Origin of the sequence: Aurantiacibacter arachoides (genome assembly GCF_009827335.1) — a bacterium.
Classification (GTDB): Bacteria; Pseudomonadota; Alphaproteobacteria; order Sphingomonadales; family Sphingomonadaceae; genus Alteraurantiacibacter; species Alteraurantiacibacter arachoides.
In genome coordinates, this window is record NZ_WTYH01000001.1 from 557,472 (window position 1) to 576,873 (window position 19,402).

Annotated in this window: 33 protein-coding genes and 1 tRNA gene; 12 read left to right on the forward strand and 22 right to left on the reverse strand. The window is 65.7% G+C overall.

Features of this window, described 5'->3' with window-relative positions; translation table 11 throughout:
* The first annotated feature begins 11 nt into the window (after positions 1-11).
* Positions 12-686, forward strand: a complete 675-nt coding sequence (locus GRI62_RS02745; RefSeq protein ID WP_234027344.1) for an arylesterase — start codon at positions 12-14, stop codon at positions 684-686.
* Here GRI62_RS02745 and recF read toward each other — a convergent pair.
* On the reverse strand, positions 683-1,774 hold the full coding sequence (gene recF / locus GRI62_RS02750; protein WP_131453729.1) for a DNA replication/repair protein RecF: 1,092 nt from the start codon (positions 1,772-1,774) through the stop codon (positions 683-685). The two genes, GRI62_RS02745 and recF, sit on opposite strands and share 4 nt — an antisense overlap.
* A 225-nt stretch (positions 1,775-1,999) precedes the next feature.
* On the opposite strand from recF, the gene GRI62_RS14610 reads away from it, so the two are divergent.
* The 3 genes from GRI62_RS14610 (at position 2,000) to GRI62_RS02760 (ending at position 2,510) form a co-directional block, all read left to right on the forward strand.
* Positions 2,000-2,128: a hypothetical protein gene (locus GRI62_RS14610; protein ID WP_267901975.1), complete on the forward strand. Its 129-nt coding sequence runs from the start codon at positions 2,000-2,002 to the stop codon at positions 2,126-2,128.
* Positions 2,125-2,334, forward strand: coding sequence for a PspC domain-containing protein (locus tag GRI62_RS02755; protein WP_131451898.1), 210 nt, complete (start codon positions 2,125-2,127; stop codon positions 2,332-2,334). The genes GRI62_RS14610 and GRI62_RS02755 overlap by 4 nt, the downstream gene beginning before the upstream one ends.
* 99 nt (positions 2,335-2,433) lie before the next feature.
* Positions 2,434-2,510, forward strand: a tRNA-Arg gene (locus GRI62_RS02760).
* 304 nt (positions 2,511-2,814) lie between these two features.
* Here GRI62_RS02760 and GRI62_RS02765 read toward each other — a convergent pair.
* The 10 genes from GRI62_RS02765 to leuC form a co-directional block, all read right to left on the reverse strand.
* Positions 2,815-3,444 (reverse strand): SOS response-associated peptidase, encoded by a 630-nt coding sequence (locus GRI62_RS02765; RefSeq protein WP_131451899.1) that lies wholly within the window; start codon positions 3,442-3,444, stop codon positions 2,815-2,817.
* A gap of 12 nt (positions 3,445-3,456) precedes the next feature.
* Positions 3,457-4,335, reverse strand: coding sequence for a hypothetical protein (locus GRI62_RS02770; protein WP_160731799.1), 879 nt, complete (start codon positions 4,333-4,335; stop codon positions 3,457-3,459).
* Positions 4,336-4,373: 38 nt separating this feature from the next.
* Entirely contained in the window at positions 4,374-4,703 is a 330-nt protein-coding gene (grxD, locus tag GRI62_RS02775) for a Grx4 family monothiol glutaredoxin (protein WP_131451901.1), read from the reverse strand.
* 34 nt (positions 4,704-4,737) lie between these two features.
* Positions 4,738-4,971, reverse strand: a complete 234-nt coding sequence (locus GRI62_RS02780; protein WP_131451902.1) for a BolA/IbaG family iron-sulfur metabolism protein — start codon at positions 4,969-4,971, stop codon at positions 4,738-4,740.
* Positions 4,972-4,999: 28 nt separating this feature from the next.
* On the reverse strand, positions 5,000-5,323 hold the full coding sequence (locus tag GRI62_RS02785) for a DUF1476 domain-containing protein (protein ID WP_131451903.1): 324 nt from the start codon (positions 5,321-5,323) through the stop codon (positions 5,000-5,002).
* Positions 5,324-5,446: 123 nt separating this feature from the next.
* Entirely contained in the window at positions 5,447-6,055 is a 609-nt protein-coding gene (leuD, locus tag GRI62_RS02790) for a 3-isopropylmalate dehydratase small subunit (protein WP_131451904.1), read from the reverse strand.
* Complete coding sequence (locus GRI62_RS02795) at positions 6,055-6,210, reverse strand: isopropylmalate isomerase (RefSeq protein ID WP_131451905.1); 156 nt, start codon at positions 6,208-6,210, stop codon at positions 6,055-6,057. The genes leuD and GRI62_RS02795 overlap by 1 nt, the downstream gene beginning before the upstream one ends.
* 6 nt (positions 6,211-6,216) lie before the next feature.
* Positions 6,217-6,726 (reverse strand): DNA-deoxyinosine glycosylase, encoded by a 510-nt coding sequence (locus GRI62_RS02800; RefSeq protein ID WP_131451906.1) that lies wholly within the window; start codon positions 6,724-6,726, stop codon positions 6,217-6,219.
* Positions 6,727-6,729: 3 nt separating this feature from the next.
* Positions 6,730-7,545, reverse strand: coding sequence for an N-acyl homoserine lactonase family protein (locus tag GRI62_RS02805; protein WP_131451907.1), 816 nt, complete (start codon positions 7,543-7,545; stop codon positions 6,730-6,732).
* Position 7,546: 1 nt separating this feature from the next.
* The gene (leuC, locus tag GRI62_RS02810) at positions 7,547-8,980 is read right to left on the reverse strand and encodes a 3-isopropylmalate dehydratase large subunit (RefSeq protein ID WP_131451908.1); all 1,434 of its coding nucleotides are present in this window, start codon (positions 8,978-8,980) and stop codon (positions 7,547-7,549) included.
* 99 nt (positions 8,981-9,079) lie between these two features.
* Between leuC and GRI62_RS02815 the strand changes: the two genes are divergently transcribed.
* The 4 genes from GRI62_RS02815 (at position 9,080) to GRI62_RS02830 (ending at position 11,269) form a co-directional block, all read left to right on the forward strand.
* Complete coding sequence (locus tag GRI62_RS02815; RefSeq protein WP_131451909.1) at positions 9,080-9,487, forward strand: acyl-CoA thioesterase; 408 nt, start codon at positions 9,080-9,082, stop codon at positions 9,485-9,487.
* A gap of 9 nt (positions 9,488-9,496) precedes the next feature.
* On the forward strand, positions 9,497-10,366 hold the full coding sequence (locus GRI62_RS02820) for a fatty acid desaturase (protein WP_234027345.1): 870 nt from the start codon (positions 9,497-9,499) through the stop codon (positions 10,364-10,366).
* Between the two features lies 1 nt (position 10,367).
* Positions 10,368-10,874: a sterol desaturase family protein gene (locus tag GRI62_RS02825; protein WP_131451910.1), complete on the forward strand. Its 507-nt coding sequence runs from the start codon at positions 10,368-10,370 to the stop codon at positions 10,872-10,874.
* A gap of 74 nt (positions 10,875-10,948) precedes the next feature.
* Positions 10,949-11,269 (forward strand): hypothetical protein, encoded by a 321-nt coding sequence (locus GRI62_RS02830; RefSeq protein ID WP_131451911.1) that lies wholly within the window; start codon positions 10,949-10,951, stop codon positions 11,267-11,269.
* On the opposite strand, the gene GRI62_RS02835 is transcribed toward GRI62_RS02830, so the two are convergent.
* From GRI62_RS02835 to GRI62_RS02875, 11 genes are all read right to left on the reverse strand, one after another.
* The gene (locus tag GRI62_RS02835; RefSeq protein WP_131451912.1) at positions 11,253-11,411 is read right to left on the reverse strand and encodes a YqaE/Pmp3 family membrane protein; all 159 of its coding nucleotides are present in this window, start codon (positions 11,409-11,411) and stop codon (positions 11,253-11,255) included. The genes GRI62_RS02830 and GRI62_RS02835 overlap by 17 nt on opposite strands.
* A 74-nt stretch (positions 11,412-11,485) precedes the next feature.
* The gene (locus tag GRI62_RS02840; protein ID WP_131451913.1) at positions 11,486-11,908 is read right to left on the reverse strand and encodes a SufE family protein; all 423 of its coding nucleotides are present in this window, start codon (positions 11,906-11,908) and stop codon (positions 11,486-11,488) included.
* A gap of 24 nt (positions 11,909-11,932) precedes the next feature.
* Entirely contained in the window at positions 11,933-12,169 is a 237-nt protein-coding gene (locus tag GRI62_RS02845; RefSeq protein ID WP_188669344.1) for a hypothetical protein, read from the reverse strand.
* 11 nt (positions 12,170-12,180) lie between these two features.
* Positions 12,181-12,435: a hypothetical protein gene (locus GRI62_RS14425; RefSeq protein WP_131451915.1), complete on the reverse strand. Its 255-nt coding sequence runs from the start codon at positions 12,433-12,435 to the stop codon at positions 12,181-12,183.
* On the reverse strand, positions 12,432-12,719 hold the full coding sequence (locus GRI62_RS14430; RefSeq protein WP_131451916.1) for a hypothetical protein: 288 nt from the start codon (positions 12,717-12,719) through the stop codon (positions 12,432-12,434). Before GRI62_RS14430 ends, GRI62_RS14425 begins: the two co-directional genes overlap by 4 nt.
* Positions 12,719-13,033 carry a hypothetical protein gene (locus GRI62_RS02850; RefSeq protein ID WP_131451917.1) on the reverse strand — a complete coding sequence of 105 codons (315 nt, stop codon included), beginning with the start codon at positions 13,031-13,033 and terminating at the stop codon, positions 12,719-12,721. Before GRI62_RS02850 ends, GRI62_RS14430 begins: the two co-directional genes overlap by 1 nt.
* A complete protein-coding gene (locus tag GRI62_RS02855) occupies positions 13,033-13,353 on the reverse strand; it encodes a hypothetical protein (RefSeq protein ID WP_131451918.1) in 321 nt (106 codons plus the stop codon). Before GRI62_RS02855 ends, GRI62_RS02850 begins: the two co-directional genes overlap by 1 nt.
* Positions 13,354-13,386: 33 nt before the next feature.
* Positions 13,387-13,773 carry an envelope stress response membrane protein PspC gene (gene pspC / locus GRI62_RS02860; protein WP_131451919.1) on the reverse strand — a complete coding sequence of 129 codons (387 nt, stop codon included), beginning with the start codon at positions 13,771-13,773 and terminating at the stop codon, positions 13,387-13,389.
* On the reverse strand, positions 13,770-14,066 hold the full coding sequence (gene pspB, locus GRI62_RS02865; RefSeq protein WP_131451920.1) for an envelope stress response membrane protein PspB: 297 nt from the start codon (positions 14,064-14,066) through the stop codon (positions 13,770-13,772). Before pspB ends, pspC begins: the two co-directional genes overlap by 4 nt.
* Before the next feature lie 2 nt (positions 14,067-14,068).
* The gene (gene pspA / locus GRI62_RS02870) at positions 14,069-14,902 is read right to left on the reverse strand and encodes a phage shock protein PspA (protein ID WP_131451921.1); all 834 of its coding nucleotides are present in this window, start codon (positions 14,900-14,902) and stop codon (positions 14,069-14,071) included.
* Positions 14,899-15,054: a hypothetical protein gene (locus tag GRI62_RS02875; protein WP_160731800.1), complete on the reverse strand. Its 156-nt coding sequence runs from the start codon at positions 15,052-15,054 to the stop codon at positions 14,899-14,901. Before GRI62_RS02875 ends, pspA begins: the two co-directional genes overlap by 4 nt.
* Before the next feature lie 150 nt (positions 15,055-15,204).
* On the opposite strand from GRI62_RS02875, the gene pspF reads away from it, so the two are divergent.
* The 4 genes from pspF to GRI62_RS02895 all read left to right on the forward strand — a co-directional run bounded on the left by pspF (position 15,205) and on the right by GRI62_RS02895 (position 19,391).
* Positions 15,205-16,236 (forward strand): phage shock protein operon transcriptional activator, encoded by a 1,032-nt coding sequence (pspF, locus tag GRI62_RS02880; protein ID WP_131451922.1) that lies wholly within the window; start codon positions 15,205-15,207, stop codon positions 16,234-16,236.
* Positions 16,237-16,421: 185 nt separating this feature from the next.
* On the forward strand, positions 16,422-16,982 hold the full coding sequence (gene rimP / locus GRI62_RS02885) for a ribosome maturation protein RimP (RefSeq protein ID WP_131451923.1): 561 nt from the start codon (positions 16,422-16,424) through the stop codon (positions 16,980-16,982).
* Positions 16,982-18,661, forward strand: a complete 1,680-nt coding sequence (nusA, locus tag GRI62_RS02890; RefSeq protein WP_131451924.1) for a transcription termination factor NusA — start codon at positions 16,982-16,984, stop codon at positions 18,659-18,661. The genes rimP and nusA overlap by 1 nt, the downstream gene beginning before the upstream one ends.
* Positions 18,642-19,391 (forward strand): DUF448 domain-containing protein, encoded by a 750-nt coding sequence (locus GRI62_RS02895; protein ID WP_131451925.1) that lies wholly within the window; start codon positions 18,642-18,644, stop codon positions 19,389-19,391. Before nusA ends, GRI62_RS02895 begins: the two co-directional genes overlap by 20 nt.
* The last annotated feature ends 11 nt before the right edge of the window (positions 19,392-19,402 follow it).

Consider the following 19,402-nt stretch of genomic DNA (forward strand, 5'->3'; position numbering starts at 1 on the left):
CCGCTTTGTCGATGGCAACGCTGCTAGTGGCCTGCGACAGCGAAGCGCCGGCCCCTGCAACCGCCACGCCCACACCGGCGCAGGTCGCTGCCCCGATTGAAGACGAACTGACCGTGATGGGCCCGGCGCGCACCGTGCTGGCCTTCGGAGACAGCCTGTTTGCAGGTTACAACCTGGCCGAGGACGAGGGCTATCCCGAGCGGCTGGAAGGCGTGCTCAGGCGGCGCGGGATCGATGCCACCGTGATCGACGCCGGCGTTTCGGGCGATACCACGGCGGCAGGGCGACAGCGGATCGCCTATGTGCTCGACAACCTCGATGCCATGCCCGACCTTGCCATCGTGGAACTGGGCGGCAACGATCTGCTGCGCGGCATCCAGCCTTCGCAAACGCGGGAGAACCTGACCGCAATCCTGGACGAGCTCAAATCGCGCGGGGTGCCGGTGATGCTGATGGGGATGCGCGCGCCGCCCAATTACGGCCCGCAATACCAGGCCGATTTCGACGCCCTTTATCCTGCGCTTGCCGCGCAGTACGACGCGGCGCTGGTGCCGTTCTTCATGGCGCCCCTGCTGGACAATGCCGCGCTGGTGCAGGACGATCGCATCCACCCGACGGCGCAAGGGGTGGAGGCGATGGTGGCAGCAACTGTCGACACCGTGATCGAGGCGCTGCCGAAGGACTAGAGCCGTTCGGCGCGACCTTCCGCTACGCGCCAGATCGCCGCTTCGCCGACAATGTCCTCGAACGGGGCGATCTCGGTGCCGGTCAGCCAGACCTGGGTGCCGCTGTCGCGCAACCGTGCGAACAGCGCCTCGCGCCGCACCGGGTCAAGATGCGCGGCCACCTCGTCCAGCAGCAGCAGGCTCGGCCGGCCGCGCGCGGCCAGCGCGGCGTGGGCCAGGGTAATGGCGATCAGCATGGCCTTTTGCTCGCCGGTCGAGCACTCTGCGGCCGGCATGGCCTTGCCTTCCATCGTCACCAGCAGATCGTCGCGATGCGGACCCATCAGCGTGCGCTGCGCCGCGCGGTCACGGCGGCGATTGGCGGCAAGCTGGGTGCGCAGGTCGCCCTCTGTGCGGGCGCCGGAGGTGGCCAGCGCAAGGGCGGGGCGAGCGAAGGGCTCGGTCGGCAGCGCGGCCAGTTCGGCTACCAGCGCGTCCACCAGGCGTCCGCGTCCCTCTGCCAGCGCGCCGCCGGCGGCGGCCAGTTGCGCGTCGATGGAATCGAGCCAGGCGGGATCGGGTTCACGCTCGTCAGACAGCAGGCGGTTGCGTTCGCGCAAGGCCGCCTCGTAACGCGCGGCGGGGCGGGCATGGACGGGGTCCAGCGCCACGGCGAGCCGATCCACATAGCGCCTGCGCGCCCCGGCACTGTCTGCGAACAAACGATCCATCGCCGGGGTCAGCCAGCCCATGGCAAGCCATTCGCCAAGGCTGACCGCGCTCGTTTCCGCACCGTTGACCTGCACGATGCGGCGGCTGCCGCGCAGGGCGGTGCCAAGTTGCACCGGCTGGCCCCCGTCGCGCGTCAGGAGGCGGGCGCCCACGCCAAAGCCCTGTGCATCGTCAGCGCCCGGCGCGTGCTTGCCCGCCATGTCTGCCAAACCTGCGCGCCGCAGCCCGCGACCCGGCGCGAACAGAGATAGCGCCTCCAGCACGTTGGTCTTGCCCGCGCCGTTCTCTCCCACCAGCAGGTTGATCTGGCGCGTATCGTCGAGCCGGGTGTCGACGTGATTACGAAAGGTCGCGAGGGAGATGCGGTCGAGCGCCATGGGACTCATGCCATCTAGGCGAGCACGGTTTGGCTCGCCACTCCAATCGCTGTTCCAAAAGTTGGTGAAAATTGCCAATCTGCGGGAATGACCTCATCGCAATCTGTCGCTGCGATGAACGAGAATGGCAGAAATCCGTCAGTTCCGCGGTTTGGCACGCCGGCTGCAACACTGTTTGCGTGGGAAGCAAGAACGCAATCGCCCACTGACACAGGGAAAAATGACATGACCAACACCAACGATTTCGCCGCCAAGATCTTCGCCGCCGTGGGCGCGCTTGCCATGACGATGACGCTAATCGTCTCGAGCTTCGCCAACCCCCATGCAACCACCGTCGTCGGTCTGCTGGCATGAGCGACGTTCGCTCCGTCGATCGCCGCGCCCCCACCGGGTTCCGCCTCGATACGCTGAACAGCAAGGTGGGCGGCGTGTGCGGCGGCATCGCCAATCGCTTCGATGTCGACCCGCTGATCGTCCGTCTCGCTTTCGTGATTGCCGCCTTTGCCAGCCTTGGCACCGCGGTCATCGTCTACCTCGCGATCTGGCTGCTGGCCCAATAGGCCGGCAGCCATCGCGGCCCCGATAAAACCCGAGCTCTCCGGTTTGCGATACGGCGGCAGTTTGCGTCGGCCACAAACATCGCTATGCGCAGGCGCCACGCGCCCGTAGTTCAACTGGATAGAGCACGAGCCTTCTAAGCTTGGAGTTGCAGGTTCGAGTCCTGCCGGGCGCGCCATTCCCTGCAGGGGCAGGGTCAGATCCCACCTTGCGCAAACCATTGCCCGCTTGTGGTCCCGGCTTGTGCGCGGGCCCGCGCTCCCGCGCCTTGCCAGTCGGTGCACTGTCGGACGACTTTACACCTGCCCGCTGCCTTAACCTTTTGCCAACCATCGTGTCCCGCACAAATCTGCGGGCAGGCTGAACTGGCACGCGACGTGCAATGTATGGGGCGTACCCAATCTTCGTACGAGGCGGGATCTCTCCCGGGTCCCCACCTAGTCTCCAGGTCCCGCCTCCCCGAAGACCCTTCCGCCACTTCGTCAGCGTCGCCCGGCCCAGGGCTCGTCGGTGCGTGTCACGCGCATCTCGTCCGGGAAGGGGCGGCACAGCAGGTGGGCTGTGTCGGGTGCGCCGTCCAGCCAGTCGGCCCAGTCGTTCTTGCGCAGGATCACCGGCATACGGTCGTGGACACCTTGAACGTACTGGCAGGCCTCGGTCATCACCATGGTATAGGCCGGGCCCCATTCCGCCGTCGGACGCCATAGCCCAGCGACGGCGAACAAGGTCCCGTCTCCCCCGTCATCCGGCATGGAAAACCAGGTGCGGGTCTTGGCCCCTTTCGGGCCCTCGGCCTCGGCAAAGGCGGAGACCGGGATCAGGCAGCGCCGATCGCGAAAGCTGGGTGCCCAGAACCCGCTGGCGAGCTTGTCTGCCCGCGCATTGTTGACCGGCTTCGGCTTCAGCGGCTGGCCTTTTGCACCTTTCATCTGCAGCGGAAAGCCCCAGACCATCTGTTGCAGCGCGCCATCCGCCAGCACCAGGCCGGGATAACCGGGATAGATCATTTCCGGCGCGTTGCCCGCTGGCGCGACGGACAGGTCCTGCACGATGGCGTCGAAGAAATGCGCCACCTCGTCCTGCGACCGTGTCATGCGATAGAGGTTGCACATGGCCCCGGCCTCCTATTCGCCCGAAACGTAGCCCGCCTCGGCCGCGGGGACGGGCGGGGCGATCATTCCGCCGGCCATGGGCCAGATCTCGTCGCCGGTGACTACGCCAAGGCTCATCGGCAACAGGCTGGAGACGAAGGCATGGATCTCGTTCGGCGCGCTGCCGCCGGCATATTCGGTCACATAGACGTTCATGGCGGTGTCTGCCGCTGGATCCCAGGTCACGACCTCGCAGGTATCGGTCAGCAGCGTCGGCTCACCGTCGATGCCGAACGCATCGAACGACACGCGAAAATGCTTGCCGAGCGGTATCGCGCCGGGCTCGATCGGACCGTTCAGGACATAGGCGTCGAAACTGCCGTCTTCGCGCGGGGGGAGTACGATGGTGGAAAATACGACCGTCGATCCCTGCGCGCCGTCGCCCACGCAAAAGCCGGTGTTGCCGGCTGCGATGACCGCGCGCGGGGCAAACAGCCGTGCCTGCGCCATGGCCGAAGCGCGCCCGTCCAGCAGCGGGGCGTCTGCCAGGGTGTGGATGACTTCACCCGTGATTTCGCCGCCGGCAATCTCGTATTCGGCCAGCGCCACGAACGGGGCGTCCTCGGCCTCGCCGCGGCGTCCCACGATGACCGTATCCCACACGCCCAGCGCCTCGCCCGGCATGGCGATTGCGCCCATGTAACCGGCCGTGACCGCGTTTTCGGTCATCCCGGCATATTGTTGCTGGGCAATGGCGGTGGCGTTCTGCACGTCCACCATCAAGCGGCCGGTCTCCTCCGCAGCGCGTGCTGCCTCGGACCGACCGGCGATATCGAGCGTGTCCTGTGCCAGCACAGGCAATGCGGGAGTGGCAAGCGCCAACGCGGCAGCGGCGGCAAGCAATCGGTACATCGACATTCCCTCGACTTGGGAGGCGAGGGCCGGGCGGGTCAATCCGCCTTGGCGACCTGCTTTTCATCGAGCAGCTGTTGCAGCTCGCCGGCCTCGAACATTTCCATCATGATATCGCTTCCGCCGATGAACTCGCCCTTGACGTAGAGCTGCGGGATGGTCGGCCATTCGGAAAACGACTTGATGCCCTGGCGGATTTCCATGTCCTGCAACACGTCCACGCTTTCGAACGCGACGTTGCAGTGATCGAGGATGGAGATGGCCCGGTTGGAAAAGCCGCACTGCGGAAACAGCGGCGTGCCCTTCATGAACAGGACGACGTCCGCCCCGTTGACGATCTTGCTGATCCGCTCGTTCGCTTCGCTCATCGCACTCACCCGTAATGGAATTTCGTCTGGCGGGTCAGTTGGGGACGGCGGTGTGCAGTTGCAAGGCGTGCAGCTCGCCGCCCATCCGCCCGCCGAGCGCGGCAAAGACCATCTTGTGCTGCGCCACACGGCTCTTGCCGGCAAACTGCGCCGAGGTGACGCGGGCGAGCCAATGGTCGTTGTCGTCCACCAGCGCCTCGATCACGACGTCGGCATCGGGGATGGCGGCCTTGATCAGGGCCTCGATCTCGGCGGCGGGCATGGGCATCAGCAATATCCTCGGGGCATGGCGGGGCTCAGCTCTGGCTCATGAACTGGCGCCGGGCCTCGACCATCTTTTCCTCGACCTTGGCACGCACCGTGGCCTCGTCGATGTCGCAGCCGGCCTGCGTCAGGTCGCCCAGCAGCTTGCGGATCACGTCCTCGTCACCCGCTTCCTCGAAATCGGCCTGCACGACTGCCTTCTTGTAAGCGTCGGTTTCCTCGGGCGTGAGGTCCATCTGCTCCGCCGCCCATTCGCCCAGCAGGCGGTTGCGCCGCGCGGCGACCTTGAAGGCGGTGTCCTGGTCCATCGCGAACTTGGCTTCCTCACCTTTCTGGCGATCCTTGAAGTCGGTCATAAGTCTTGGCTCCTACCTCCCTTCCCGCTCACCGCGAGCGTGTTGAAGGGTCGTGCTAATTCGTGGCGCCGTGCTTGGACAAAAAGCGACGCTTCGACAAGGCCAGCTTGCGCGGTTTTGTGTCTAGCCCGCAATACCCGTGCCGCGCACCACCCACGGCTGGTATCGGGCCTGGTCGGCTTCGAACCGAGCGATGCTGTCGGTGGAGGCCAATGTCAGGCCGATCTCGTCCAGGCCTTCGACCAGGCAATGCTTGCGGAACGGGTCGATTTCGAAGGCAAACCGATCCTGGAACGGGGTGGTCACCATCTGGCTTTCCAGATCGATGGCAATGGGTTGGCTCACGGCGACCTCCAGCAGCCGGTTGACCGCCTCGGCCGGCAGGGCGACGGTCAGGATGCCGTTCTTGAAGGCGTTGCCGGCGAAGATATCGGAAAAGCTTGGCGCGATCACCGCACGGATGCCAAGGTCGAGCAGGGCCCAGGCCGCGTGTTCCCGGCTGGAGCCGCAACCGAAGTTGTCGCCGGCGATGAGGATGGGCGCGTCGGCGAATTCCGGGGAATCGAAGACGTTGCCGGGATCGGCGGTGCGCACCGCCTCGAACGCGCCGCGCCCCAACCTCTCGCGGCTGACGGTTTTCAGCCAGCGCGCCGGGATGATCAGATCGGTGTCGATGTTCTTGCGGCCGAACGGGATGGCCCGGCCCTCGACGCTGACCATCCGTTCAGCCATCAGTCGGTCTCCGGCATCTCGCCGCTGGGGATCGGGCCGGGCTGCACCGGTTCGTGCTTCTTCTTGCGGTTGTTCACATAGAGCAGCGCCGCGGCAACCGCCGCCGATCCGATAGCCGCGCCGATGGCGGCCTTGCCTTTGAATTTTTCGGTCATGCCCGTTCAATGCGCGGGGCTGGCCGGCGTTTCAAGATATTCACGCAATCGCGTCCAATGCATTTCCTTTTCGCCAAGCGCCATGGCGGCATAGGCGGGGCTGGAGGAGGGGAGGGCAATCTGCTCCACAGGCACTCCTGTCAGCAGGCTGCGCCCGATCCTTTCCGCCGTGCGCCCGTTGAAAGCCACGGCGCGCAGGTGCGGCAACCGGGCCACCAGTTCGCCCAGCGCGTTGTGGTCGGCATCGCGGATCGCGGAATCGAGTGAGCCTTCGCGCCGGGCAGAGGCGACCACGTCCCACAGGGCCACGCCATGCCCGCGCAGGGCGGCAAGGCGCGCGTCGTAGGCGATCGCCGTCAGGTCCACCCTGATGGCAAGGCCGACGAGGTGCCAGAAGCGGTTCTGCGGGTGAGCATAGTATTGCTGCCGGGCCAGCGAACGCTCGCCCGGCAGGCTGCCGAGAATGAGCAGGCGCGCATCGGGCGCGGCGGCGGGCGGGAAACTGGCCTTGCGCAAGATCTAGTGCGCTGCCTCGGGAACGGCTGGCAGCTTGCTTACGTCGTCAGGCTCGTGCTGGATAACCACGGTCGCGCCGTAAGCCGCGGCCATGGCTTTGAAGCGGTCAAGGGAAGCCAGCGAATCGGCGCGGTCGTCGTTGAAGGTGGGCACGCGATCATGCTCGTAATTGCTGGTGTAGTGGGCGGTATCGCCCGTCAGCATCACGGGGCCAGCGTCGGCGAGGCGTACCAGCAGCGCGTGGTGGCCGCCGGTGTGGCCCGGCATGGCCAACAACTTGACGGTGCCGTCGCCGAACAGGTCGAGGTCGCCGCCCGCTTGCCGGACCGGGCTTCCCCCGTCGAGCCAGGGCACGAACAGGTCGCGATTCACCCATGGCGATCCGCCTTCGATCACCGCCCAATCGGCGCTCCCGATGACCAGCGTTGCCTGCGGAAATTCGCGGGCCTGGCCGACGTGATCGTAGTGGTAATGGCTGATACCGACATAATCGACATCCGCCGGGGTAACGCCAATCTGCGCCAGCTGATCCACCAGCGCCGCGCCCATCGAGAACCCGCCATCCGGGTCGCCGCTGGTCGCAGGATCGATGCCGGTATCCCACAGCATGATGTCGTCGCCATGACGGATGAGATAGCAGCTGACTACGAGATCGCGGGTCATGCCGTCGGAGGCGCCGGTGTCGCCGAACCCGCCCAGCGCGATGGGCTGTGTCGCCCGGCCGCAGTCAATGCGGGTCAGGCTGACGTCGGGCGCGTCCTGCGCGAAAAGCGGCAGGGGAACGGCGGAAAGGGCCAGGGCCAGTGCAATCTTGCGCATGTTATTTGCTCAACTCCCTCACGTCGGTCAGCCGCCCGGTCACCGCTGCCGCTGCCGCCATCGCCGGGCTGACGAGGTGGGTGCGCGCACCGGGGCCCTGGCGGCCCACGAAATTGCGGTTGCTGGTGCTGGCCGATCGTTCGCCGGGGGGCACCTTGTCGGGGTTCATGCCGAGACAGGCAGAGCATCCGGGCTCCCGCCATTCGAGGCCGGCGTCGGTGAACACCTTGTCCAGCCCCTCGGCCTCGGCCTGCGCCTTGACCAGGCCCGATCCGGGGACGACGATGCCCCACTTGATGGTGTCGTGCTTGCGCCGACCGCGCAGGACGGCGGCGGCGGCGCGCAGGTCTTCGATGCGGCTGTTCGTGCACGATCCGATGAAGATGTTCTGCACCTCCACCTGGGTCATCGGGGTGCCGGGGGCGAGGCCCATGTAGGCGAGGCTGGCGCGTGCCGCCTCCTGCTTGGCGGGGTCGGCGAAGCTTTCGGGGGAGGGGACCGCGCCGCCGATGGCGACCACGTCCTCCGGGCTGGTGCCCCAGGTGACGGTCGGCTCTATCGCGGCAGCATCGATCACCACGCTCTTGTCGAAGCGCGCGCCGGGATCCGTGGTGAGCGTGCGCCACCAAGCTACTGCCGCGTCCCACGCATCGTCCTTGGGCGCGTAGGGTCGGCCCTTGAGGTAGGCAAAGGTCGTCTCGTCGGGCGCGATCAGGCCGCCGCGCGCGCCGCCCTCGATGCTCATGTTGCACACCGTCAACCGACCCTCGACGCTCATCTGCTCGAACACCGAGCCGCGGTATTCGATGACATGGCCGGTGCCACCCGCCGTGCCGATGACGCCTATAATGTGCAGGATCAGGTCCTTGGGCGTGATGCCGGGGCCAAGATCGCCCTCGACCCGAACCTCCATCGTCTTCGACTGGCGCAGCAGCAGCGTCTGCGTGGCGAGGACGTGTTCCACCTCGCTCGTGCCGATGCCAAAGGCCCATGCGCCGAGACCACCGTGGCAGGCGGTGTGGCTGTCCCCACACACGATGGTGGTGCCCGGCAAAGAGAAGCCCTGTTCCGGGCCGACGACGTGGACGATGCCCTGGTGGCGCGAGGTCGCATCGAAATAGCGGATGCCGAATTCGGGCGCATTACGCTCCAGCGCGGCGAGCTGCTGGGCGCTCTCGGCATCGAGTATGGGAATGCGCTGCCCCGCCGCATCGACGCGCGGCGTCGTGGGCAGGTTGTGATCGGGCACCGCCAGCGTCAGTTCCGGCCGGCGCACGGTGCGGCCCTTGGCGCGCAGTCCCTCGAACGCCTGCGGGCTGGTGACCTCGTGCACCAGGTGGCGGTCGATGAAGATCAGGCAGGTGCCATCCTCGCGCCGCTCCACCACGTGGGCGTCCCAGATCTTTTCGTAGAGGGTGCGGGGCCTGCTTGCCATTGGCAGGGGATAGCGCGCGATGTCACACCCGCCAAGCAATCGAACGAAAAGCCTTTCGAGCGTCTTGGAAATTTAATCTTCGCACGCTAACTTACACTCATGTCAGCCATTTCCTTCTCCATGCCCATCCGTATCCTTCCCGAAGACATCGACTTCATGGGGCACGTGAACAATTCGCGCTATCTCAACTGGGTGCAGGACGTGGTGCTCGCGCACTGGCAGAAGCTGGCCCCGGCAGAGGAAGTGGCGGCCAAGGCCTGGGTCGCGCTGAAGCACGAGATCACCTATCGCCGCCCGGCCTTCCTGAACGACGAAGTGATTGCCGAGACGGTGCTGGAAAAGATCGCCGGCGCGCGCAGCTTCTACAACACGGTGATCCGCCGCGGTGAAGACGTGCTGGCCGAGGTGCAGTCCATGTGGTGCTGCATCGACAGCACGACGCTTCGCCCCGCGCGCATCAACAAGGATATTGCGGCAAGCCACTTCGGCCTGCCGCGCGACGGTTGACCCAGGCGGTTGACCGCGACGGTTGACGGGACAAACATCGACGCCAAGCCGTTTGCCTTGGTGGCGGTGACGCCCTATTTCAGTCAGGTCATGCCAGCCTCTCCACCTTCCGCGATCGTCGCGACCGAGACGGGCACCACCCGTTCGACGCAGACGGCGATCGGCATCGGGTTGGCGGCGGCGCTGTTCGCCGCCTGGCTGGCCTTGCATCTCTACGGTGTGTTCGTCTTCGAACTGGCGTGGACGACGCTGGGGGCGGGGCTTATCATCGCGCTGGTGCAATGCTGGCTGTCGGTGGGGCTTTTCATCGTCAGCCACGATGCCATGCACGGCTCGCTCGCCCCGGGGCGGCCGCGGCTCAATTCCGCCATCGGCGCGTTCCTGCTGTTCCTGTATGCCGGGTTCGGCTGGCGCACGATGCGCGCCGCGCATTTCGATCACCACCGCCACGCCGGCACTGCGGGTGACCCCGATTTCGATGCCGATAACCCGGCGCATTTCTGGCGCTGGTACGGCACATTCCTGCGCCGCTATTTCGGCTGGCAGTCGGCGCTTTACGTTTCGCTGGTGGTTACAGTGTATTGGCTGGCGTTCGGCGTGCCGATGGCGCAGATCGTGCTGGTCTACGGCGTGCCCGCCATCGCCAGCAGCCTGCAACTGTTCTACTTCGGCACCTATCGCCCGCACCATCATGCCGAGGGTGGTTTTGCAGACCGGCACAACGCCCGCAGCGATGCCTTTTCCGCGCCGCTCAGCCTCGCCACCTGTTTCCATTTCGGCTATCATCACGAACATCACCGGTCCCCGCAAACGCCGTGGTGGGCGCTGCCCGCCTTCCGCCGCGCCCAGCACGGCGATTGCAGGAACCAAGGGAACTGACATGTCGACACCCGCCATCATCCTGACCGTCCTGGGCGCAGTCGCCTTCATGGAATTCTTCGCCTGGTGGGCGCACAAGTACGTGATGCACGGCTGGGGGTGGGGCTGGCACCGCGACCACCACGAACCGCACGACAACGCGCTGGAGCGTAACGACCTGTTCGCCGTGATTTTCGGCTCGATCGTCGTCGCCATGTTCCTGATCGGCTACTACCTCTCCGACTTCCTGTGGTGGGCGGCACTGGGCATCACGATCTACGGGGTGATCTACACCCTCATCCACGATGGACTGGTCCACCAGCGCTACTTCCGCTTCGTGCCCAAGCGCGGTTATGCCAAGCGGCTGGTGCAGGCGCACAAGCTGCACCATGCGACTGTGGGCAAGGAAGGCGGGGTGAGCTTTGGTTTCCTGATCGCGCGCGACCCGGCGGCGCTGAAGGCAGACCTGCGCCGCCAGCGCGAGGCAGGCACAGCCGTGGTTCGGGACAGCGCAGGCGCTGGTTTCTGACCGACCTTTCGGGCCAGTGGGACGGCACCTTTTCCTATCCCGCCGGCTTCGGCCCCGTTACGCCGTTCCTGGCCATGCCGACCCAGCGCGGCGCCAGCCTTGCGGGCCGCATTATCGAACCCAGCCTGTACGGTGGTGCCTCGGCAGAGGCGGCAGTGCTTGGCGTGGTGGCGGGGGAGGCGGTGGACTTTACCAAGACCTACGCCCGCGCCGGTTTCGGTTACGAGAACCCGGTCGATTACGTCGGGCGGGTGACCGACGACGGCAATCGCATCACCGGCGTGTGGAGCCTGCGCGATATGAACGGCAGCTTCGAGATGATCCACCATGCCGCCCGCGAGGAGGCGGAAGAACGCGAGGCGGCCGAAGAGCTGACGCTCAGCGTGCGTAGTTGACGTACAGGGCGTGGATCAGGCCCGGCACGTAGAAGATCAGCGTCAGCACCAGGTTGATGAGTGCGGTCTTGCCGACACCATGCTTCAACGCCACGCCCAGCGGCGGAACGATGATCGTGAGGATGAGGGTGATGATGGCCATTGTTGCGTTTGTCCCTGATTGCCGTGCGACCCGGCGTTGCACACCCAACGACCCGTTCGCAGCCCTGGTTCCGATCAACCGGCGGCGATGCGCGCGGCGTGTTCGCGCACCAGGGCAATCATGTTGGGCACGCCCTGCGTGCGGTTGGAGCTGAGCTGGTTCCTGAGGTCGAACGGGGCGAGGCGTTCCGCCACGTCCATTGCCGCCACTTCACTGGCTGGGCGGTCCTGCACGGCGGCGATCACCAGCGCGACTATCCCCTTGGTGATGGCGGCGTTGCTGTCGGCAAGGAAGTGCAGCCTGGCCCCCTCCTCGCCGGTTTGCGATACGGTGGGATAGACCCACACCTGCGCGCTGCATCCGCGCACCAGCGTGGCGTCCGTCTTGAGCACGGCGGGCATGGGCTCCAGGTCGCGTCCCAGCTCGATCAGCAGGCGATAGCGTTCGTCGGCATCGAGAAAATCGTATTCTTCGTGAATGTCTTCGAGAGTGCGCATCGCCGCGCCCCTATCAAGACCCGCCTACAAGTCCACCCCGCTGGCGATCGCTTCCAGCTTGCGGATGCGTTCCTTGAGGTCGGCGATCTCGATGCGGGCCATGCCCTCGGCCGAGCCGCGTTCCATCGCCGGCGGCGGGCTGCGCAGTTCCAGTTCGCGGTTCTTCAGCGCCAGCCAGCCCTGCCAGCCCAGCAGCGCCGCGCCTGCCATGATGGCGAGCGCCAGCAGGGTGGTCGCGGCGTAAAGCATGTCGATCTCCATCGTCATCCTCCTTACTTGTCTCTCAAGGCCTCGATCTCCTCGGCGGTGCGCCGGGCGGGATCGGTGGCAATGCGTTCGAGCACCTTGACCCGTTCGCGCAGGTCGGCGAGCTCGGCCCTGGCCTCGTCGCGTTCTTCGCGCAGGCGATCCTGGCCATCCTCCGGGTTGCCGCGCAGACGGTCCTTGCGGTTTTCGGCGAACTGCATGGCCAACACGGTCAGCGCGAGGACCATGACGATAAGCACCATGGCGGCGGCAAAGTTCATCGGGCGGACCTCGTTTCAGCGCGCAGCGCCTCGATCTGGCGCGAGATGTCCATGCCCGGATCGGTCACGATACGCTCCAGCACGCGCAGCCGGTCTTCCAGGTGTGCCTGCACCTCGTTCGGTGCCACGGCCTGCGTGGCCTTGGCCTCCTCTATGCGCGCCTGGATCTCCAGCTTGCGCTCCTTGTGCTCCTGCTCGCGCTTGTTGATGAAATAGCCGAACGGAAAGACGATCAGGATCATCGCCAGCACGAAGCCGAAGACCAGCAGCATATCGGGGTTCATCAGTTGCTCTCCCGGTGGCCGCGCAGGCTCTCGATCTCGTGTGTCAGGTGATAGCCGCTGTCGGTGACGATGCGCTCCACATTGGCCACGCGGTCCTTGATCGAACCGAGCTCGGCGCGCAGCTGGGCGTTTTCCTGCGTCAGCAGCTTGACCCGTTCCTCGCTTTCGGAGCCCTTGGGATAGACGGCCTTGCCCCAGCTGTTCTCCAGCGGATAACCGTGGCGCACCCGAATGAAGGTATTGATGACCCAGGCGACCGACATGGCGACGACGCCGATGCCGATCACTTCGGGGGTGAGGATGGCGGGGTCCATCAGGCTTTCTCCTTCTTCGCGAAGTCCATTTTCACGCCTGAACCGTCCGTCATCGCGCGCTCGTCCTCGCGCCGCTGGTCACGCAATGCCTCGATCTGGGCGGCCAGGTCATAGCCGCGGTCGGTGACGATCCGTTCCAGCACCCGGACGCGGTCCTCCAGGTCGGCGACACGCGCCTTTTCAGCCGAGGTATCGGGGGCGGGGGAGGCAGCGCGGCGATCTTCCATCGCCAGACGCTTCTCCTCCAGCTTGCGCCGGTTGGTGGTGATCACGATCACGATGATCATGATGATGCCAAGGATCGGAATGAGCTCTTCCATGTCGTCTTTAACTCCCTGTCGTCGGCGGGCGGATCAGCGCAGGCGCTCGATCTCGGCGTTGAGGCGCGGGTTGGAGCTGACGTAGAAGCTCTCCACGCTCGCCAGCCGGCGATCCACGTCCTTCATCTTGGCACGGATTTCGCGAGCGGTGCGCTTGGGGTTCTGGCGCACGCCCTGCCAATAGGCGGTTTCCTTTGGATCGGCGCTGTACATGTGCGCCGGCTTCTTGTTCAGCAGCAGGCCCATCAGGATGTAGAGCGGCAGGGCGATGACGCCCAAGACGCCGGTCAGGATGGACACGATCAGGCCAAGGCGGATCCAGAAGACGTTGACCCCGGTATAGTCGGCGATGCCGGAGCACACGCCCATGATCTTGCCGTTCTGCTTGTCGCGATAAAGCTGGGTACGGGGACTGTTCACGGGCGTTCTCCCTTCTTTTCGGCGAGCATCATTTCCAGCTCGCGCAGTGGCTGATTGTCGCTTTCCCTGTCGTGCTGCAGGCGGGGCGGGACGAAATCGGCATTGTCGCTGGCGACCAGCCGCTCGACCGTGTCCATCCGCTCGTCCAGCCGCTTGGCGAGGCTGTAGAGGTCTTCCAGCAGCGCCTCGTCATCGGTGGTGATGGTGGCCGAGGTCTTCCACTTGGTCACGTAGTGCAGCACGATCCACGGCAGCGCGATGAAGATACAGATGACGGCAAAGACTTCTTCCACGGTTATTCCCCCTTCGTGTTCTTGGCGTCATCGCGGGTCATCCCCAGCGCACGCTTCATCTGTTCGAGCTCGTCCTCGACCTTGTCGTTGCCTTCGAGCGCGGCGAACTGGTCGGCCAGGCTTTCCGTGTTGCCGGAAATGCCCAGCGCATCGGCGCGGCCCTCGGCATAGTCGACGCGGCGTTCGAGCTGGTCGAAGCGGGTCAGCGCCTCGTCCACCCGCTCGTTGGTCATCAGGCTGCGCAGCTTCACGCGGTTCTCCGCGCTTTCCAGCCGGGCAGCGATCTGGCTCTGGCGGCTGCGGGCCTCGCGCAGGCGGTGCTGCAGCTTGGCGATATCCTGCTCGTAGGCGCGCAGCGCATCGTCGAGCACGGCGATCTCCTGCTTGAGCTGATCGATCATGTCGGTCGCCTTGCGCTTTTCCACCAGCGCGGCACGGGCCAGATCCTCGCGATCCTTGGAAAGCGCCAGCTGCGCCTTGTCGCCCCAGTCCGCCTGCAACCGATCGAGCTTCACCGTATGGCGATGCATCTCCTTCTGGTCGGCAATGGTGCGCGCGGCGCTGGCGCGCACCTCCACCAGGGTTTCCTCCATCTCGAGGATGATCATGCGGATCATCTTCGACGGATCGTCGGCCTGATCGAGCAATTCGTTGAAATTGGCGGCGATGATGTCTCGGGTACGCGAGAAAATGCCCATCCAGTTACCTCCGGAATATATGGCACGCGAGGTCGGCGTGGGGCTGGTGCGCAGGCGTTCGATCTCCTGATCGAGACGTGATGTCGCGCGGGCCAGGCCCTTGCCGATCGGCGTCAGGGGGTTGCGATCGTCGCTCATGCCAGCTCCACCAGCGGGCTGATGGTCAGCAGCGAGTGCGCCGAAGCGACCTCGTGCTGCATCTGCGCGAATACGGTGAACGCGATCATCGCGGCAACGCTGACCAGCGCGGCGTGTCCCACCTTGCTGGAAAAGAAGCTGTGATCGAACATTGTGTTTCCTCCTGAACCTTTCTCACCGATGAATTGCAACCACCGTGCCAAACGGTGCGATTGGCGGAAATCCGCCAATACCTGCGGCGAGTCGGCTTACCGCGATGGTGTCTATTGCCAACTCTCGGGAAAATTTCCTATGTCTTGGCGATGAAGCAGCAAAACCAGTTCATCGGACAGTCCGGGGCCTTTCTCGATGCGGTGGAGCGCGCCAGCCGCGCAGCTACGCTTTCCCGCCCGGTCCTGGTCATCGGCGAACGGGGAACGGGCAAGGAACTGATTGCCGAACGCCTGCATCGCCTGTCCGATCGCTGGGAAGAACCGCTCGTCACCATGAACTGCGCTGCGCTGCCGGAAACGCTGATCGAGGCCGAGCTGTTCGGCCATGAACAGGGCGCCTTTACCGGCGCTACCCGCGCCCGCGTCGGGCGGTTCGAGGAAGCCGACCGGGGTACCCTGTTTCTCGACGAACTGGGCACCCTGTCGATGGGCGCGCAGGAACGGCTGCTGCGCGCGGTGGAATACGGCGAGGTCACGCGGATCGGCTCCAGCCGGCCGCAACGGGTGGACGTGCGCATCGTCGCCGCCACGAACGAAGACCTGCCGCGCCGCGCCGAGGAAGGCACCTTCCGCCCCGACCTGCTCGACCGGCTGAGCTTCGAGGTCATCACTTTGCCGCCGCTGCGGGTGCGTGAAGGCGACATCGGTGTGCTGGCCGAACACTTCGGGCGGCGGATGGCGGCGGAACTGGGGTGGGAGGAATGGCCCGGCTTCGCCCAGCACGTGGGTGAGGCGATGGAGAACCATCCCTGGCCCGGCAACGTGCGCGAACTGCGCAACGTGGTCGAGCGGGCGATCTACCGCTGGGACAACTGGGAACAGCCGGTCAGCGAAATGGTGTTCGATCCGTTCGAAAGCCCATGGAAGCCACGTGGGTCGGTCGCGCCTGGACCCTCGGCCGCATCACCCCAGGCGACGGCCCAGCCAGCGGCCACCTCCACCCGTTTCGACCAGGTCGACGACCTGCGCGCCGCGGTCGACGCGCACGAACGCGCCATCCTCGAACACGCGCTCGGCGCCAATCGCTGGAACCAGCGGCAGACGGCCCGGGCGCTGGGGCTCAGTTACGACCAGTTGCGCCACGCCATCAAGAAGCACGGCCTGATGGAGGATGGCGACTAGCAGGCATCTGTTTGCCCGGTTCGCGCCGGGCCCTTTTTTGGTGTGCGGCACAAGCATATTGCTTTCTTTTCCTCGCGCGCCTACATGGCTGCCATTCCCGACATTGTTGCGACAACGAAGGGGCTGGCGCCGGAAGGGGCCGGCACGAACCGCCCGTTTCGCTAATGCGGACCAATGGAGACCGAATGGCCGATATCGCACGCCTGACCCAAGTCATCGAACCCGAAGCCACGGCGCTCGGATTCGAACTGGTGCGCGTGAAGATGACCGGCAGCGGCGACGAACGCGCCTTGCAGATCATGGCGGAGGACCCGGCGACGGGCCAGCTGGTGGTTGCCCAGTGTGCCGAGCTTTCCCGCGCGATTTCTGATCGGATCGACGCGGTGGAGGAAGCGGGCGAGGTGCTGATCGAAGGCGCCTACAACCTCGAGGTGTCCAGCCCCGGCATCGACCGTCCGCTCACCCGCGCGAAGGACTACGCGAACTGGGCGGGGCACGAGGCGAAGATCGCGCTGGCAGAGAAGATGGGCGACCGGCGTCGTCTCGTCGGCGCGCTGCTCGGGATCGAGGGCGATACCGTCACCATCGCGGATAAAGACGCGGGCCACGTTGCGGTGCCGCTGGCAAACATTCATTCGGCGCAGCTCGTCTTTACCGACAAGCTGCTCGCCGCCACCCGGCCGCTCGACATGAGCGGCGTCGACGACGTAGAAGAAACACCCGAGGAAGAAGAGGTCCAGGACTGATGGCCAGCCCCATTTCGGCGAACAAGGCGGAACTGCTCGCAATCGCGACCGCCGTCGCCAGCGAAAAGATGATCGACAAGGCCATCGTGATCGAGGCCATGGAGGAAGCGATCCAGAAGGCCGCGCGCGCGCGTTTCGGCCAGGAGAACGACATCCGCGCCAAGCTCGATCCGATGAACGGCGACCTGCGCCTGTGGCGCGTCGTCGAGGTGGTCGAAGAGGTCGAGGACTACTTCAAGCAGGTCGACGTCGCACAGGCGCAGAAGCTGCAGGACGGGGCGGTAGTGGGCGACTACATCGTCGATCCGCTCCCAGCGATGGACGACCTTGGCCGCATCGACGCGCAGAGCGCCAAGCAGGTGATCTTCCAGAAGGTCCGCGATGCCGAGCGCGAGCGCCAGTTCGAGGAATTCAAGGACCGCGCGGGTGAGATCATCACCGGCGTCATCAAGTCGGTCGAATTCGGCCACGTGATCGTCAACCTCGGCCGGGCCGAGGGCGTCATCCGCCGCGACCAGCAGATCCCGCGCGAGGCCGCCCGCGTGGGCGAGCGCGTGCGCGCGCTTATCAGCAAGGTGGAGCGCAACAACCGCGGGCCGCAGATCTTCCTCAGCCGCGCGCATCCCGATTTCATGCGCAAGCTGTTTGCCCAGGAAGTGCCCGAGATCTACGATGGCATCATCGAGATCAAGGCCGCCGCCCGCGATCCGGGCAGCCGCGCCAAGATCGGCGTCATCAGCCACGACAGCTCCATCGACCCGGTCGGCGCCTGCGTCGGCATGAAGGGCAGCCGCGTGCAGGCCGTGGTGCAGGAAATGCAGGGCGAGAAGATCGACATCATCCCGTGGTCGGAAGATACCGCCACCTTCGTCGTCAACGCATTGCAGCCCGCCACCGTCACCCGCGTGGTGCTGGACGAGGAGGAAAGCCGCATCGAGGTGGTCGTGCCAGACGACCAGCTGTCGCTCGCCATCGGCCGCCGCGGCCAGAACGTGCGCCTTGCCAGCCAGCTGACCGACAGCCAGATCGACATCATGACCGAGGAAGAAGCCTCGGAAAAGCGCAGCCGCGAATTTGCCGAACGCTCCAAGATGTTCGAGGAGGAACTCGACGTCGACGAGACGCTGTCGCAGCTGCTCGTGGCCGAAGGTTTCGTGGAACTCGAGGAAGTGGCCTACGTCGAGCTTGACGAGCTTGCCGGCATCGAGGGCTTCGACGAGGAACTGGCCGAGGAACTGCAGAACCGCGCGAGGGAAGCGCTCGACCGGCAGGAAGAGGCGCATCGCGCCACCCGTCAGGAACTGGGTGTCGAGGACGATCTTGCCGACCTGCCGCACCTGACCGAGCAAATGCTCGTGACGCTGGGCCGTGCGGGCATCAAGACGCTGGACGACCTGGCCGATCTCGCTACCGACGAACTGATTGCCAAGCGTCGCGAGGCGCCGCGCCGTCGCCAGACGCCGGCCGAGAAGCTGGCCGCGCCGCCGGTGCAGCAGCAGCGCCGTCCGCAGCGTACCGAGGACAAGGGCGGGGTGCTCGGCACCTTCGGCCTGTCCGAGGAACAGGGCAACGAGATCATCATGGCCGCCCGCGCGCACTGGTTCGAGGACGAGGCACCGGCAGCCGCCGAGGCTCCGGCCCAAGCAGAGGAGGCCGCCGATGCGGAATCCTCGCAATGACCCATTAGGTTCGCCTAACACCGGGACCGGCGACACTCCTGCCCCCGGCGGGAGCGAACGCCGCTGCGTGCTGACGGGACGAACGTCGGCACGCGACGACCTGCTGCGTCTTGCCATCTCGCCTGACGGGGACGATGGGACCGCCGACGTGCTGCCCGATGCGCTTGCCAAGGCGCCGGGTCGCGGCGCGTGGATCGGCGTGTCGCGCCAGGATCTCGAATCCGCGATCACCGACGGCAAGCTGAAGGGCGCACTTGCCCGCGCGTTCAAATCCGGCCGGTTGGCGATACCCGATGATCTGCCCGCGCTGATGCAGGCGGCGCTGGAAAAGGCTGTCCTACAGCGGCTGGGCCTCGAAATGCGCAGCGGAATGCTTATCTTGGGCTCCGATCGCATCGCCCACGAGGCGCGGATGGGAGGCGTAGCCGCGCTCTATCATGCTGCCGATGCGTGCGAGGACGGGTGCCGCAAGCTGGATCAGGCCTATCGCGTCGGCATGGATGCCGAGGGGTCGGGTTTGACGGGCACGCGCCTGCCTCTGGACCGCGAGGCCCTGTCTGTGGCATTGGGCCGCGAGAATGTCGTCCACCTGGCGCTGTCCGATCCCCGATCGGCCACGCGAGTCGCGATACCGCTGGGGCGCTTGCAGACCTTTGTGGGGGCCGAACGGCCTGCCGGCAATCGCCGGGAGGTCGCCGCCGCGACTGCCCGGCACGACGAGAATTTGTAGGATAAAGAAGA